Here is a 13,394-nt window from a genome sequence, read left to right as displayed (position 1 = left end):
TCAAGGGGATCAGGGGCTGAGCTGTTGCAGCTGGGCACTGCTGGCACCCAGCGGGGCCGGCTCGTGCATGTCCTGCTGCAGCAGCGCGATCAGCTGCGGGTGAACGCGCACGGCGGCGTCCAGTTCGGCATCGGCGCCCGGGGTGTAGGCGCCGAGCTGGATCAGATCGCGCGCCTTGTTGAACTTGGCCAGCCACTGGCGAGCGCGGCGGGCGGCATCCAGGTGCGGCCGGGCGGCGACCGCGTTCATCACGCGCGAGATCGAGCGCTCGACATCAATCGCCGGGAAGTGGCCACTCTCGGCCAGTTCGCGCGAGAGCACGATGTGGCCGTCCAGGATGCCGCGGGCGGCATCGGCGATCGGGTCCTGCGGGTCGTCGCCCTCGGTCAGCACGGTGTAGAAGGCGGTGATCGAGCCGCCGCCGGCCAGGCCGTTGCCGCTGCGCTCGACCAGCTGCGGCAGCTTGGCGAAGCAGCTGGGCGGGTAGCCCTTGGTGGCGGGCGGCTCGCCAATGGCCAGGGCGATCTCGCGCTGGGCCATGGCGTAGCGGGTCAGCGAGTCCATCAGCAGCAGCACATGCTGGCCCTTGTCGCGGAAATGCTCGGCGATCGCGGTGGCGTAGCTGGCGCCCTGCATGCGCACCAGCGGCGGTGCATCGGCCGGTGCGGCCACCACCACGGCGCGGCGCAGGCCCTCCTCGCCCAGGATGTCCTCGATGAACTCCTTGACTTCGCGGCCGCGCTCGCCGATCAGGCCGACAACGATGACATCGGCCTCGGTGTAGCGCGCCATCATGCCCAGCAGCACGGATTTGCCCACGCCGGTGCCGGCGAACAGGCCCAGGCGCTGGCCGCGGCCCACGGTGAGCAAGGCGTTGATCGCCCGCACGCCGGTGTCCAAGGGGCGGCGCACCGGATCGCGGTCCATGGCATTGATCGGGCGGCGCAGCATGGGTTCGTTCTGCACCACTTGCAGCGGGCCGCCGCGGTCCATGGGCTGGCCGTGGGCGTCGATGACACGGCCCAGCAGACCCTCGCCGATCGGCAGGTGCAGGCCGCGGTCCTCGCTGCGGCGCCAGGGATGGTTCTCGGCACCCAGGCGCGGCGGCAGCTGCGGCACGGGCAGCGGCACCACGCGGGCGCCGCTGGCCAGGCCATGCAGCTCGCCGGTGGGCATCAGGTAGGCACGGTCGCCGTCGAAACCCACCACCTCGGCGGTGACCGGCGTGTCACCCGGCATGCCCACCGCGCAGACGGCACCCACAGGGGCGCGCACGCCGGTGGCTTCGAGCACCAGGCCGGTGACGCGCACCAGCGAGCCCTCCATCTCCAGCGGCTGACGCAGCGCCGCGTAGCGGCCCAGATCGTCCAGAAAGCGTTCCCAGCGCTGGGGGCGATCCAAGGTCGTCATGCGGTCTCCGCGGCACCGGCGGGGTCGTCCTGCAGCGGCAGTTCGGCGCCGAACACGGCCACCGCCTGCGCCCAGCGCTGAGCGATGCGGGCATCGACACGGCCCAGGTCGGACTCCACCACGCAGCCGCCGCGCTGCAGGCCTGGGTCGGGCTGCAGCTGAACCTCGCGCGAGCGCAGCAGCTCGCCGTCGTCGGCGGCCACCAGGGCCAGGTCATCAGGATGCAGGCGCAGGCGCAGATGGCGCGCCGAGAGCACCACGGCACCGATCGCCTCCTGGGCCACCTGGCGCACCAGCTCGGGCCGCTGCGACAGCTCGCTGCGCACCACCTGGCGGGCCAGCGTCAGCGCGGTGGCGGTGACGGCATCGGCCATGCGCTGCTCCAGCGCGGCCATCTGTTCCTCGAAGGCGGCGGCCAGACCGGCAAATTGCGCGGTGACCTGCTGCAGATGCTGGCGACGCGCGGCATCAAGCGCCTCCAGGCCATCGCGGTAGCCGTCCTGGTAGCCCTGCTGGCGGGCGTCCTGGACGCGCTGCAGCCAGTCCTCCTCGCTGGGGCCGACCAGGGTGTTCGGCGGCGGCGCTGCCGGCGGTGGCTCGACCGGCGCGGGCGGCGTGCGGCGCAGACCGGTGGGCAGGGGTTCGGCCTCGTCGGCCAGGCCGACGAAGGCATCGGGGGTCCAGTTCGAGAAGCCCGAGAGCTCCTCGCGCGGGATGAAGCGGGTGTAGTGGCCGGCCGGCCGTGGGTTGCTGCCCTGGGGCGGTGGCACCTGGCGCGGGCCGCGCCGGTCAGAGGAAGTCATCCGCGCCTCCCGAGGCCAGCACAATCTGGCCCTCGTCGACGAGTCGGCGAACGATCTTCAGCATTTCCTTCTGCTCGGCCTCGACCTCGCTGACCCGCACCGGGCCGCGGCTCTCCAGGTCTTCGCGCAGCGTCTCGGCGGCGCGGCTGGACATGTTGCGGAACACCTTCTCGCGCAGCTCCGGGGTGGCGCCCTTGAGCGCGATGACCAGCGACTCGCCCTGCACCTCCTTGAGCACCGACTGGAAGCCCTTGTCGTCGAGCTTGTTCAGGTCCTCGAAGGTGAACATGTTGTCCATGATCTTCTGCGCCAGGTCGCCATCGGCCTCGCGGATGTAGTCCAGCGCCGAGGTCTCGACCGACGAGCCCATCAGGTTGATGATCTCGGCCGCCGCCTTGACGCCGCCCAGCGAGGCCTTGCGCAGGCGATCGCCGCCGGCCAGCACCTTGGAGAGCACCTCGTTGAGGTCCTTCAGTGCGGTGGGCTGGATGCCGTCGAGCGTGGCAATGCGGATCAACACCTCGTTGCGCTGGCGCTCCGGCAGGGTCTTGAGCACCGAGGACGACTGGTCCTGGTCCAGGTGCACCAGGATGGCGGCGATGATCTGCGGGTGTTCATTGCGCAGCAACTCGGCCACCGAGGCGGCGTCCATCCACTTCAGGCTCTCGATGCCGGTGATGTCGCTGCCCTGGATGATGCGGTCGATCAGCAGGTTGGCCTTGTCGTCGCCCAGCGCCTTGCGCAGCACGCTCTTGACGTACTCGTCGGTGTCGGGCACCAGCATGTGCTGCTTCTCGGCCTCGTCGGTGAACTTGTCGAGCACCTGCTCGACGCGCTCACGCGGGATGACCTTCATGCGGGCGATGGTCTCGCCCAGCTTCTGCACTTCCTTCGGGCCCAGGTGCTTGAAGACCTGGGCCGCCTCTTCCTCGCCGAGGGACATCAGCAGGATCGCGGCGTTCTCGATGCTCTCGTCTTCGCTGGCCATGGTTGCAGACTCTCAGATTCAGGCCACGGCCTCGCCGGTGACCCATTCGCGCATGATGTTGGCCACGGCCTGCGGGTTGTCGCGGGCCAGGCGGCGGGCCGCCTCGAGCTTGGCGTTCTCCTGCGGCGACTCCAGCGCGGGCAGCATGCCGGCCTCGGTGCCGGGCAGCGCCAGGCCGTCGTCGACCACGGCGTCGAGCTGGGCCACGGCGGTGTCGGCGGCCGCCTGGGCATCCTCCACCGGCTGCGGCTTGGCCGCCTGGATGGCCGGCCGGATGGCGCCGAAGATCAGACCCAGCGCGACGATGGCCAACGCGGCCGGCACGGCGCCCGCACGCAGCAGATCCAGTACCCAGGGCTGCTTCCACAGCGGCAGCTCGTCGGGCTTGGGCGTGTCGTCGGCACGGAAGGGCGCGCTGATCACCTTGATCGAGTCGCCGCGTTCCTTGCTGTAGCCCACGGCTTCCTGCACCAGGGCGGTGATCTTGTCGATTTCCTCCTGGGGCAGGGCCTCGGGCTTGGGTTCGGTCTTGCTCTTGGCCTTGGGATCGGGCGTGGGCAGGCGGTAGTTGACCACCACCGCGGCATTCAGGCGCTTGACGCTGCCCACCGGGGCGCGGGTGACGCGGGTGGTCTTGTCGACCTCGTAGTTGGTCACCGCCTCGCGGCGCGAGCCGCCGCCGTTCTGGCCGCTCTGGTTGGCCTGCAGCGGTGCCGAGGCGCCGTTGACCGGCGCGGTGGCCGGGGTCGGCGGCTGGTTGGTCGCGGCACCCGGCACGCCGGTGGGCACCGGGGTGCCGGGCTGGGTGGACTCCAGGGTCTGCTGGCTGCGCACCGCGGCCGGCTGGTCACCCTGGTTGGGGCGGTACTGCTCCTGGGTGGCCTCGGTCTGGGTGAAGTCGATCTCGGCCGTCACGGTGGCGCGCATGTTGTCGTGGCCCAGCACCGGCTCCAGGATCTCCTGCACGCGCTTGAGATAGGTGGTTTCGATCTGGCGCTGGTACTGCAGCTCCTGCTCGTTGAGGTTGCGCGCCGTCTCGTCGGGACCGGACAGCAGGGTGCCGGTCTGATCGAGCACGCTGACTGCCTTGGGGTTCAGCTCGGGCACGCTGGACGACACCAGGTGAACGATGGACGCGGCCTGCGCCCGGTCCAGGCTGCGGCCCGGGTGCAGGGTCAGCATGACGCTGGCGCTGGCCTTTTGCTGCTCGCGAAAGAAGCCGTTCTGGTTGGGCAGGGCCAGGTGGACGCGGGCCTCCTGCACGCCGTCCAGGCGGGTGATGGTGCGCACCAGTTCGCCCTCCAGCGCGCGCTGCATGTTCATGCGCTCCTGGCGGTCGGTCTGGCCGAAGCGGGCGTTGTCCAGCAGTTCATTGCCGGTCACCGAGGCCTTGGGCAGGCCGGCGGCGGCCAGCTTCATCTTCAGGTCATACACGCGGTCAGCCGGCACCATGATGGCCGCGCCACCGTCGGTGTGGCGGTAGGGCACGTTCATCTGCGAGAGCTGGGCGATGATCGCGCCGGCTTCCTTGTCGGGCAGGTTGGCGTACAGCACCTTCCAGTCGCCCTGGCTGGCCCACAGGGCCATGGCCACCACGGTGGCCAGCAGACCGGCGAGGCCGATGCCCAGCTTGAGCCTGGTGGCCTGAGGCAAGGCAGCCAGCCGGGCCATCAGGCCGGGCGGCTGTGCAGGAACCAGCGGGGTGGGAGATTCGACGACGGCGTCCATGGCGTTGGGCAATACGGGCCCGCCATGCGGGCTAGTGACCAGTTGCCAGCCATTGTTGGGCAGCCGAGGGCCCCGCCATGGTGCGAGAAGGCCGCCAATCGCCCGGCAGTTCCCCCCTACGCCGCACCCGGGCCCGACCTACGATGCCGTCCATGTCACCTCGCCGAGGAGGCTGCTCCCATGGACCTGAAACTCACCCCCTTCAACTTCAACCAGGCCCTGGCCAAGGCCGGCATGGGTCCGGACGGCCAGCCGCTGGGTCGCACACGCGCTGTCAGTGCGCCGGCGGCCGTGGACGGCACGGCTGCGGTGGACAAGGGCGGCTTCCAGAACGCCATGGCGCAGGCCTTGCGCCAGGTCAGCGACGCCCAGAACGAGACCGGCCGCCTGCAGCGTGAACTGCAGCTGGACAACCCCACGGTCAGCCTGGAGCAGACCATGGTGGCGATGCAGAAGTCCCAACTCGGCTTCCAGGCCGTGCTGTCCGTGCGCAACCGCATGGTGCAGGCCTACACCGACGTCATGAACATGCAGGTGTGAGGCCCCCACGGGCGGGGTACCGCCCGTCGCCCCCCGAGGGGGCTGCGCCGGCCGGACGCTTGGGGCGGCCCGGCGCTGGCCGGCGCAGGTGGCGCCATGACCCTGGTGCTTGATCTCATGCCCCCACGGGCGGGGTACCGCCCATTGCGTGCTCAATCCAAGGACATCATGCGGCGGCGCTTCTGGATGGCGTCGATGTAGCGCTGCAGCACGCGGTCACCGTCACCCGGCAGCGCGACGAACTCGCAGCCCAGGCGCACGCCGCGGGCATCGGGCTGGATGGCGGTCACGTGGTGCACATGCAGCCGCAATGCCAGCGACTGGCCCGGCTCAAGTTGCAGCTGGGCGGCGTGGATGGTCACGCCGGGTTGCAGCGGGGGCACGTTGTCGGGCAGGAAGAGCGCGCAGCCGTTGACGCTCAGGTCCAGCACGCGCAGGCTCAGCGTCATCTCGGGCAGCGCCGGGTGACGGAACTCCACATGCGGTGCCATGCGCTCGATGGTGCGCACGCGGTAGGCGTTGCGGCGCTGAAAGCGGTAGAGGGCGCGTGGCCAGTCGGCCTGCAGCACGCAGGCCTGGCGGCCATGCACCAGCAGGCGGCCGCCCACTTCGAACTGCAGCTTGACCTTGTCCAGGTAGGCCACCGCAGTGACTTCGTCGGCCTCGACCATGCGCTGCACCATCGGCGAGCCCAGGTCGGCGGTGAAGGCGATGCGGCGCTGCTCGGCATCGACCGACCACAGTGTGCTGCCATAGACGCTGCCGTCCGAGGCATTGAGGTTGACGATGATGCCGCGGTCCATCAGCGACTTCAGCAGGCTGCGCACCTCGGGCGGTGAGGTGACCCTGAACTCCGCCATCGCGTCGCCCGGGCTGCCATCGCCCAAGTCTGCCGGTCGGGTGTCCTCGTACATGGCCTGGCCTCCAGCGCTGTCAGTGCAGGGTGCGCGACTTGCCGCGCATCATCATGTCGAGGTCTTCCATCCACGGCTCGGCCAGGTGGCGGATCTCGGCGTCGTTGAGCAGGATGCGCTGCATGATGCGCGATTTGGTGCGGGCTTCTTCGGCCTGCAGCGACTCGGTCTGGGCCGCCTGCTTGAGGCGGGCGATCAGCACGGCGCAGGCCCCTTCAAGCTGTACCACCTGGTCCCAGTCGCCCAGACGGGCGGCCTCCAGCATGTCGGCACTGGCCTTCTCGATGGCCTCGTAATAGGTGAGCAGGGAGCTGTTCATGATCTTGGGTCCTCGGACGACCGCTGGGCCATCCGCTGGGTCGGTCGGGCCGACCATGGCTTCAATTCACGGCGCGGGTGGCCTGCGGTCGGATGTCCTTCCAGGCCTGCCGCAGCGGCTCGATGAGGCGGCTGCACTCTTCCAGGATCGACACGTCGTTGCGCACGTTCGCCAGCACCAGGCGCAGCGAGACATACTCGTACAGGTCCCGCAGATCGGCCGCCAGGCGACCGCCCTTGTCCAGGTCCAGCCCGGCTTTCAAGCCCTCGTCAACGATGCGTGCGGCTCGGCTGATCGAGCGACCCTTGATTTCCGTCTGGCCGGCCAACATGGCGCCACGGGCCTGCACCAGACACTCGGCGTAGGCGTCGAAGAGCAGCTCGATCAAACGGTGTGGATCGGCATCGACCACACTGGTCTCGGCGCCGATGCGGCGGTAAGCCTGGGCCAGGGCGCCGGAGCGGCCGAAGGGAGAGGTCATGGCGGCGGGGTACATCGTGATGGGTCCGCGTGAGAGGCGGTCAATGGCGGTGTTGTCCAGTTATCGGCCCTGCAGTGAAGCCCCTTAAGCCGCCGCTGTCGGCCGCCAGGCCCTATTTCCACGCCTTGCAGGGCTTGACAGGCCTGCGGAAAAGACAAAGGGCGCCTCGCGGCGCCCTTCAACCGGGGACGGCAGGCGTCAGGACGATGAGTACTGCTGCGAGATGTAGCTGGCCAAGGTGCTGAGCGTGGCCATCTTGGTGTCCAGGGCCTCGTACTGGGCGCGCAGCCGCTTCTCGGTGAGCGCCAGGCGGTCTTCCAACGCGTCTTGCTGATCCTGGTTGCGGTTGATCGCGCCCTGCAGGCCCTCCTCGCGCAGCGTGACCGAGCCTTCCACGTCCAGCATCGCTGCCGCCAGGTCGTCGAAGCGGGTCATGAAGCCCGAGCTGCCCACTGCGTCGGTGTTGGCGGTCAGCATCTTCTTCAGCTCGGTCTGGTTGGCCAGCGCATCATCAAAGTCCGAGCTGCTCATCTTGAGCTTGCCGTCCTGCTGCATCGTGATGCCGATGCTCGACAAGGTGCCAAACACCGACGACGCGCTGCTGGGCTGGTTGATCACGCCGCGCAGGGCCCATTGCAGATTGACCGCCATGCGGTCGCCCTGGAGCGCGCCGGCCTTCTTGCTGGCGCTGTCGTACTTCAGGTTGGTCTGCAGGTTGCTGGCCACTGCGTTGAAGGCGGTGATGAAGTCGTTGACCGCGGTCTTGATGGCGGTGGTGTCGGTGGCCACGGTCAGCTGGACCGGCGTGGCACTGACCTTGGACAGGGTCAGGCTCAAGCCGTCCGAGACATTGCTGAGCGTGTTGCTGGCTGATTCCACCTGGATGCCATTGATCAGCGCCCGCGCATTGCTGCCGGCCTGGTTCAGGCTCATCGGCGGCGTGCCGGCCGACGGGTCGTAGCCCAGCATCGACAGGCCGGTGGCCTCGTCGTTGTCGTCGGTGGTCTCGGTGGCGGTGATCTTGAAGCCGTTGACGGCCCCGCTGTCGGTGGAGCGCAATGACAGCCGCGCGCCATTGACGTCGTTGACGATGGTGGCGGTCACGCCGGCACCGGCCGCATTGATCTTGTCGCGGATGGCGCTGAGGCTGGTGTCGCCCGCACCGATGGTGATCGACACCGGGTTGCTGCCGGTCTTGGCGGTGAAGCTGCTGCCGCTCCAGCTGCCCAGCTGGATCGTCAGGCTGCCTTCGTTCAGCGCGGTGGACGAGCTGGCCAGGGCGGTGGAGGTCACCGTCTGCGAGGCGGCCAGCGCCTGGACCGTGACCTGGTAGGTGCCGGTGGCCGTGCCCGTGGTGGTGGTGCCGGTGGCCACGGTGGCATCGCTGCTGCTGACCGTGGTCTGGCCCCACAGGCTGGTGGAGGTCAGCGCCTGCGCCTTGTCCTGCATCGTGGCCAGCAGGCCCTTGAGCGTGCCCACCGTCGACAGCTGCGACTTCATGTCGGTCTGCTTGGTCTGCAGCAGATCGACCTGGCGGTGCTCGATTGACATCAGCTTGGCGATGATGGTCTCGGCATCCAGGCCGCTGCCCACGCCGAGCGAGGAAATGGTGCTCATGGGTCGATCCTGAGGGTGTTCGTAAAGGCTTATCGGCCGATATGGAGCGCAACTTCAGCCCCAGAAGAAACGCCGCGCACCGAGCCTGGGCCCGGTTGCGCGGCGCATGTCACGGCGCGGCGGGCTTCAGCCCAGCAGCTTGAGCACCTGCTGCGGCAGCGCATTGGCCTGCGCCACCATCGCGGTGCCGGCCTGCTGCAGGATCTGCGCCCGGCTCATGCTGGCCGTTTCCGCCGCGTAGTCGGCATCCATGATCCGGCTGCGGGCCGCCGCCTGGTTCTCCACCGACTGCTGCAGGTTGGAGACGATGGCGTCGAAGCGGCTCTGCGTCGCACCGAAGGTGGCGCGGGTGTCGTTGATGGTGTCGAGCGCCGCATCAATGTTGTCGATCACGGTCTTGATGGCGCCGGCGGTGGCCGCGGCATCGATCGCCGCGCTGGCGCCGGTGACCACGGTGATCTCCGAGGCCGACTTCATGTCGGTGGTGGTGACCGTGATGACATCGTCGGTCGTCGTGTTGGCGCCGATCTGGAAGGTCAGCGTCGTCGCGTCGGAGCCCAGGATGTGCTTGCCGTTGAAGGTGGTGCCGCCCAGCACGCGGGAGATTTCCGACTGCAGCTCCAGGAACTCCTTGTTCAGCGAGTCCTTGTCCGAGCTGGAGTTGGTGGCGTTGCGGCTCTGCACCGCCAGCTCACGCATGCGCTGCAGCGCGTCGCCCACCTTGGACAGCGCCCCCTCGGCCGTCTGGGCCAGCGAGATGCCGTCGTTGGCATTGCGGATTGCCACGTTCATGCCACGCACCTGCGCATTCATGCGTTCGGCAATGGCCAGGCCGGCGGCATCGTCCTTGGCGGAGTTCACGCGCAGACCGGAGGACAGCCGCTGCATCGAGATCTGCAGCGACGACTGGGACATGTTCAGGTTGCGCTGCGCATTGAGCGAAGCGATGTTGGTATTGATGGTCTGTGGCATGTGAGTACCTCTTCAAAGTCGACCACGCCCGGCGCTGCTTGCCGGCCTTGCGGTCATGGCCATTCGGGAACGGCCCTGACCAACGAGCCCGGCACAACGTCACCGTTGTAACCTTCCCTTGGCGCGCCTGGGCGCCTCGGGCCGGTCCTTGCAGTGCTTGTCGGACCACGCCACTTCCGGCTGGAGGAGGCGTTGGAGTGATTCTGAACAGGTGGCCCCCTGGCCAAAGCCGGGAAATGCGGCAGCTTGGGCCGGTACTTTGGTCCCCACAAGGAAAGACGCCCCGACCGGCGGATGGCCGGTCGGGGCGCTGGGACGGGGGATTCACCGGGCCGCTGGCCCGGCCAGGTTCACTGCAGCAGACGCAGGACCTGCTGCGGCATCGAGTTGGCCTGAGCGACCATCGCCGTGCCGGCCTGCTGCAGGATCTGCGCTCGGCTCATGTTGGCGGTTTCCGTCGCGTAGTCGGCATCCATGATGCGGCTGCGGGCGGCGCTCTGCGATTCCACGCCTTGCTGCAGGTTCGCGATGATCGCCTCGAAGCGGCTCTGCGTGGCACCGAAGTCGGCGCGCTGGTCGTTGATCGTGTCGATCGCAGCGTCCAGGTCGTCGATGACGGTCTTGATCGCACCGGCCGTGGCGGTGGAGTCGATCGTCGCCGAGCCGCCGGTGACGGCCGTGATCGTCGAGTCGCCCGTCATGTCGGTGGTTGTCACGGTGATGACGTCATCGGCGCTGGTGTTGGCACCGATCTGGAAGGTCATGGCCGTGGCGTTGGCGCCCAGCATCTTCGAGCCGTTGAAGCTGGTGCCGCCCAGCACGCGGGTGATTTCCGCCTGCAGCTGCTTGAATTCCTTGTCCAGCGAGTTCTTGTCCGAGCTGGAGTTGGTGGCGTTGCGCGACTGCACGGCCAGCTCACGCATGCGCTGCAGGGCGTCGCCCACCTTGGACAGGGCGCCTTCAGCGGTCTGCGCCATCGAGATGCCGTCGTTGGCATTGCGGATGGCGACGTTCATGCCACGCACCTGGGCGTTCATGCGTTCGGCGATTGCCAGACCGGCGGCATCGTCCTTGGCCGAGTTGATGCGCAGACCCGAGGACAGGCGCTGCATCGAGGTGGCCAGCGAGCTTTGCGAGCCGTTCAGGTTGCGTTGGGCATTCAGCGAGGCGACGTTGGTGTTGATGGATTGAGCCATGATGACACTCCTACAAGTGGTTCCAGAAGTCTCCGGTAAAGCACCGGCGCGTTCGTTGCTACGCCCAGCGCCAGGTGCTCCTCCGATCGGGCGCTGCCTTGTGGCGTTGCCTGACCCTTGGCCATCTCACCGGACCGCGGAACCCGATGAATCAGATCCCGTTGTGCTGGGTATCGGTGCCGCTGTTCCGGAACTTGAGGGTGTCTTTACAAAAAGTTGTTGGAAGGCCCCTTGCGGGAGCCTTCCAATGGGGAGCCGTCAGCCGCCGGGGCTAACCCGGGACGTTTGCCCCGCCGCCCGGCACCCTGCTCAGGGATGCCAGGCCAGCGTCATCGAAGAAGCGACAGGACGGTACTGGGCAATTGGTTGGCCTGGGCGACCATCGCGGTGCCGGCCTGCTGCAGGATCTGCGCCCGGCTCATGTTGGCGGTTTCCTGGGCGTAGTCGGCGTCCATGATGCGGCTGCGGGCGGCGCTCTGGGCCTCGACCCCCTGTTGCAGGCTGGAGATGATCGCCTCGAAGCGGCTTTGCGAGGCACCAAAGGTGGCGCGCTGGTCGTTGATCGTGTCGATCGCGGTGTCCAGGTCGTCGATGACGGTCTTGATCGCGCCGGCGGTGGCCGTGGAGTCGATCGTCGCCGAGCCGCCGGTGACGGCCGTGATCGAGGAGTCACCGGTCAGATCGGTGGTGGTGATGGTCACCGAGTCGTCGGCGCTGGTATTGGCGCCGACCTGGAAGGTCATCGCCGTGGCGTTGGCGCCCAGCATCTTGGTGCCGTTGAAGCTGGTGCCGCCCAGCACGCGGGTGATTTCCGACTGCAGCTGCTTGAATTCCTTGTCCAGCGAGTTCTTGTCCGAGCTGGAGTTGGTGGCGTTGCGCGACTGCACCGCCAGCTCACGCATGCGCTGCAGGGCGTCGCCCACCTTGGACAGGGCGCCTTCAGCCGTCTGCGACATCGAGATGCCGTCGTTGGCATTGCGGATGGCGACGTTCATGCCGCGCACCTGGGCGTTCATGCGCTCGGCGATCGCCAGGCCGGCGGCATCGTCCTTGGCCGAGTTGATCCGCAGGCCCGAGGACAGGCGCTGCATCGACGAGGCCAGCGAGTTCTGCGAGCCGTTCAGGTTGCGTTGCGCATTCAGAGAAGCGATGTTGGTGTTGATCGTGGCGGACATGGTGTGACTCCTTCAACGGGTTCGATAAGCGGGTCCTGGGACCCTTGGTTGTCGCCCCCGCAGGACATTGGTTGGGGCCGTGAGATGCATTTCGGAGGGTTGATCGCCGGACTTGAGGTCGATTCACATCTTTTTTCAATCGACTGCCTGGCTCAAGTTCCGGGGGCGGCTGAAACACCCTCCCCGAACCTGTCTTTTCGGCGCTTTGAGCGCCCGACTGGAGGCCTAAGGTCCGGCCGATGACGACCGATACGCGCGCGCGCATCGCGCTGGTGATGATTGCGCGCAACGAAGCCCGCCACATCCGCCGCGCCCTCGACAGCCTGCGTCCCCATGTGGACGACTGCCTGGTGCTGGACACCGGCTCCGATGACGCCACGCCCGCGCTCGCCCGCGCCGCCGGTGCCCGCGTCGAGACCTTCACCTGGGTGGACGACTTCTCGGCCGCCCGCAACGCGGCGCTGGATCTGGCCCAGGCCGACTGGCACCTGGTGGTGGACGCCGATGAGTGGCTGGTCCGCGGTGCCCCGGTGCTGGCGGCGCTGCGCCGTCAGACGCCAGACTTCGTCGGCCAGATCTGCGTGGACAGCCAGCAGGACGGCGAGGCCGGCAACGTGCCGAGCTGGATCAGCCGCGTGCTGCCCGGCCCGGTGCGCTACCTTGGCCGCATCCACGAGCAACCGGTGCACGCCCTGCCGGTGCGCCGCCTGGACCTGGTGCTGGGCCATGACGGCTACCAGGGCGACGCCCTGGCCCGCAAGGCCGGCCGCAATGCCCGCCTGCTGGCACAGGCGCTGGCCGCCCAGCCGGACGATGCCTATCTCTGGTACCAATTGGGCAAGGACCATGATGTCTACGGCCGCTGGGCCGAGGCGGTGGCCGCCTTCGACGAGGCGGCGCACCGCCCGGGCGACGAGCCCTGGCGCCATGACCTCGCCGTGCGCCGCCTGCACGCCCTGAAGTGCCTGGGCCGCCACAGCCAGGCGGTGCAACTGGCCGAATCCGAGCTGGCCCGCTGGACCGACTCGCCCGACTTCTTCTTTGCGCTGGGCGACCTGCTGCTGGACTGGGCCGCCCAGGAGCCGGCGCGGGCCGGCGAGCTGGTGCCAATGATCGAGGCCGCCTGGCAGCGCTGCCTGGCGATCGGTGAGCGGCCCGACCTGGAAGGTGCGGTGGCGGGCCGCGGCAGCCACCTGGCCGAGCGCAACCTGCGCCTGCTGCACGAGCTGCTGGGCTGAATCGGGCGGCTTT

At 68.4% G+C, this 13,394-nt stretch carries 13 protein-coding genes; 2 read left to right on the top strand and 11 right to left on the bottom strand.

Annotated elements, in window-relative coordinates:
• Window positions 1-9: 9 nt before the first annotated feature.
• Genes fliI through fliF form a run of 4 tightly spaced genes read right to left on the bottom strand, consistent with a single transcriptional unit; the run spans window position 10 to window position 4,929 of the window.
• Window positions 10-1,410, bottom strand: a complete 1,401-nt coding sequence (fliI, locus tag KAK06_RS05735) for a flagellar protein export ATPase FliI (protein ID WP_210800962.1) — start codon at window positions 1,408-1,410, stop codon at window positions 10-12.
• Window positions 1,407-2,213, bottom strand: a complete 807-nt coding sequence (locus tag KAK06_RS05730; protein ID WP_210800961.1) for a FliH/SctL family protein — start codon at window positions 2,211-2,213, stop codon at window positions 1,407-1,409. Before KAK06_RS05730 ends, fliI begins: the two co-directional genes overlap by 4 nt.
• Window positions 2,200-3,201 (bottom strand): flagellar motor switch protein FliG, encoded by a 1,002-nt coding sequence (gene fliG / locus KAK06_RS05725; protein ID WP_210800960.1) that lies wholly within the window; start codon window positions 3,199-3,201, stop codon window positions 2,200-2,202. The genes KAK06_RS05730 and fliG overlap by 14 nt, the downstream gene beginning before the upstream one ends.
• Window positions 3,202-3,219: 18 nt before the next feature.
• The gene (gene fliF, locus KAK06_RS05720; RefSeq protein ID WP_210800959.1) at window positions 3,220-4,929 is read right to left on the bottom strand and encodes a flagellar basal-body MS-ring/collar protein FliF; all 1,710 of its coding nucleotides are present in this window, start codon (window positions 4,927-4,929) and stop codon (window positions 3,220-3,222) included.
• 180 nt (window positions 4,930-5,109) lie between these two features.
• Here fliF and fliE point away from each other — a divergent pair, with 180 nt between their 5' ends.
• Window positions 5,110-5,469, top strand: coding sequence for a flagellar hook-basal body complex protein FliE (fliE, locus tag KAK06_RS05715; RefSeq protein WP_210800958.1), 360 nt, complete (start codon window positions 5,110-5,112; stop codon window positions 5,467-5,469).
• Between the two features lie 152 nt (window positions 5,470-5,621).
• Here fliE and KAK06_RS05710 read toward each other — a convergent pair whose 3' ends face one another.
• From KAK06_RS05710 to KAK06_RS05680, 7 genes are all read right to left on the bottom strand, one after another.
• The gene (locus KAK06_RS05710) at window positions 5,622-6,383 is read right to left on the bottom strand and encodes a flagellar brake protein (RefSeq protein WP_210800957.1); all 762 of its coding nucleotides are present in this window, start codon (window positions 6,381-6,383) and stop codon (window positions 5,622-5,624) included.
• A 19-nt stretch (window positions 6,384-6,402) separates the two neighbouring features.
• Window positions 6,403-6,702: a flagellar protein FliT gene (locus KAK06_RS05705; RefSeq protein WP_210800956.1), complete on the bottom strand. Its 300-nt coding sequence runs from the start codon at window positions 6,700-6,702 to the stop codon at window positions 6,403-6,405.
• A gap of 61 nt (window positions 6,703-6,763) precedes the next feature.
• Window positions 6,764-7,183, bottom strand: a complete 420-nt coding sequence (fliS, locus tag KAK06_RS05700) for a flagellar export chaperone FliS (protein ID WP_247652661.1) — start codon at window positions 7,181-7,183, stop codon at window positions 6,764-6,766.
• Window positions 7,184-7,381: 198 nt separating this feature from the next.
• Window positions 7,382-8,800 carry a flagellar filament capping protein FliD gene (gene fliD / locus KAK06_RS05695; protein ID WP_210800954.1) on the bottom strand — a complete coding sequence of 473 codons (1,419 nt, stop codon included), beginning with the start codon at window positions 8,798-8,800 and terminating at the stop codon, window positions 7,382-7,384.
• A gap of 126 nt (window positions 8,801-8,926) precedes the next feature.
• A complete protein-coding gene (locus tag KAK06_RS05690; protein ID WP_210800953.1) occupies window positions 8,927-9,772 on the bottom strand; it encodes a flagellin domain-containing protein in 846 nt (281 codons plus the stop codon).
• A 350-nt stretch (window positions 9,773-10,122) separates the two neighbouring features.
• Window positions 10,123-10,968 (bottom strand): flagellin domain-containing protein, encoded by an 846-nt coding sequence (locus KAK06_RS05685; protein ID WP_210800952.1) that lies wholly within the window; start codon window positions 10,966-10,968, stop codon window positions 10,123-10,125.
• 329 nt (window positions 10,969-11,297) lie between these two features.
• The gene (locus KAK06_RS05680; protein WP_210800951.1) at window positions 11,298-12,143 is read right to left on the bottom strand and encodes a flagellin N-terminal helical domain-containing protein; all 846 of its coding nucleotides are present in this window, start codon (window positions 12,141-12,143) and stop codon (window positions 11,298-11,300) included.
• A gap of 239 nt (window positions 12,144-12,382) precedes the next feature.
• Here KAK06_RS05680 and KAK06_RS05675 point away from each other — a divergent pair, with 239 nt between their 5' ends.
• On the top strand, window positions 12,383-13,381 hold the full coding sequence (locus tag KAK06_RS05675) for a glycosyltransferase family 2 protein (protein ID WP_210800950.1): 999 nt from the start codon (window positions 12,383-12,385) through the stop codon (window positions 13,379-13,381).
• Window positions 13,382-13,394: the final 13 nt, after the last annotated feature.

Origin of the sequence: Ideonella aquatica (assembly GCF_018069755.1) — a bacterium.
GTDB classification, from domain to species: Bacteria; Pseudomonadota; Gammaproteobacteria; order Burkholderiales; family Burkholderiaceae_C; genus Ideonella; species Ideonella aquatica.
The sequence above is the reverse complement of the archived record's forward strand: the minus strand, read 5'-3'. Positions and strand labels throughout refer to the sequence as shown.

What these genes read in the sequence shown, in the direction of transcription:
- fliI (WP_210800962.1), bottom strand. Translation starts at nt 1,410, where the DNA reads ATGACGACCTTGGATCGCCCCCAGCGCTGGGAACGCTTTCTGGACGAT.
- KAK06_RS05730 (WP_210800961.1), bottom strand. Translation starts at nt 2,213, where the DNA reads ATGACTTCCTCTGACCGGCGCGGCCCGCGCCAGGTGCCACCGCCCCAG.
- fliG (WP_210800960.1), bottom strand. Translation starts at nt 3,201, where the DNA reads ATGGCCAGCGAAGACGAGAGCATCGAGAACGCCGCGATCCTGCTGATG.
- fliF (WP_210800959.1), bottom strand. Translation starts at nt 4,929, where the DNA reads ATGGACGCCGTCGTCGAATCTCCCACCCCGCTGGTTCCTGCACAGCCG.
- fliE (WP_210800958.1), top strand. Translation starts at nt 5,110, where the DNA reads ATGGACCTGAAACTCACCCCCTTCAACTTCAACCAGGCCCTGGCCAAG.
- KAK06_RS05710 (WP_210800957.1), bottom strand. Translation starts at nt 6,383, where the DNA reads ATGTACGAGGACACCCGACCGGCAGACTTGGGCGATGGCAGCCCGGGC.
- KAK06_RS05705 (WP_210800956.1), bottom strand. Translation starts at nt 6,702, where the DNA reads ATGAACAGCTCCCTGCTCACCTATTACGAGGCCATCGAGAAGGCCAGT.
- fliS (WP_247652661.1), bottom strand. Translation starts at nt 7,183, where the DNA reads ATGACCTCTCCCTTCGGCCGCTCCGGCGCCCTGGCCCAGGCTTACCGC.
- fliD (WP_210800954.1), bottom strand. Translation starts at nt 8,800, where the DNA reads ATGAGCACCATTTCCTCGCTCGGCGTGGGCAGCGGCCTGGATGCCGAG.
- KAK06_RS05690 (WP_210800953.1), bottom strand. Translation starts at nt 9,772, where the DNA reads ATGCCACAGACCATCAATACCAACATCGCTTCGCTCAATGCGCAGCGC.
- KAK06_RS05685 (WP_210800952.1), bottom strand. Translation starts at nt 10,968, where the DNA reads ATGGCTCAATCCATCAACACCAACGTCGCCTCGCTGAATGCCCAACGC.
- KAK06_RS05680 (WP_210800951.1), bottom strand. Translation starts at nt 12,143, where the DNA reads ATGTCCGCCACGATCAACACCAACATCGCTTCTCTGAATGCGCAACGC.
- KAK06_RS05675 (WP_210800950.1), top strand. Translation starts at nt 12,383, where the DNA reads ATGACGACCGATACGCGCGCGCGCATCGCGCTGGTGATGATTGCGCGC.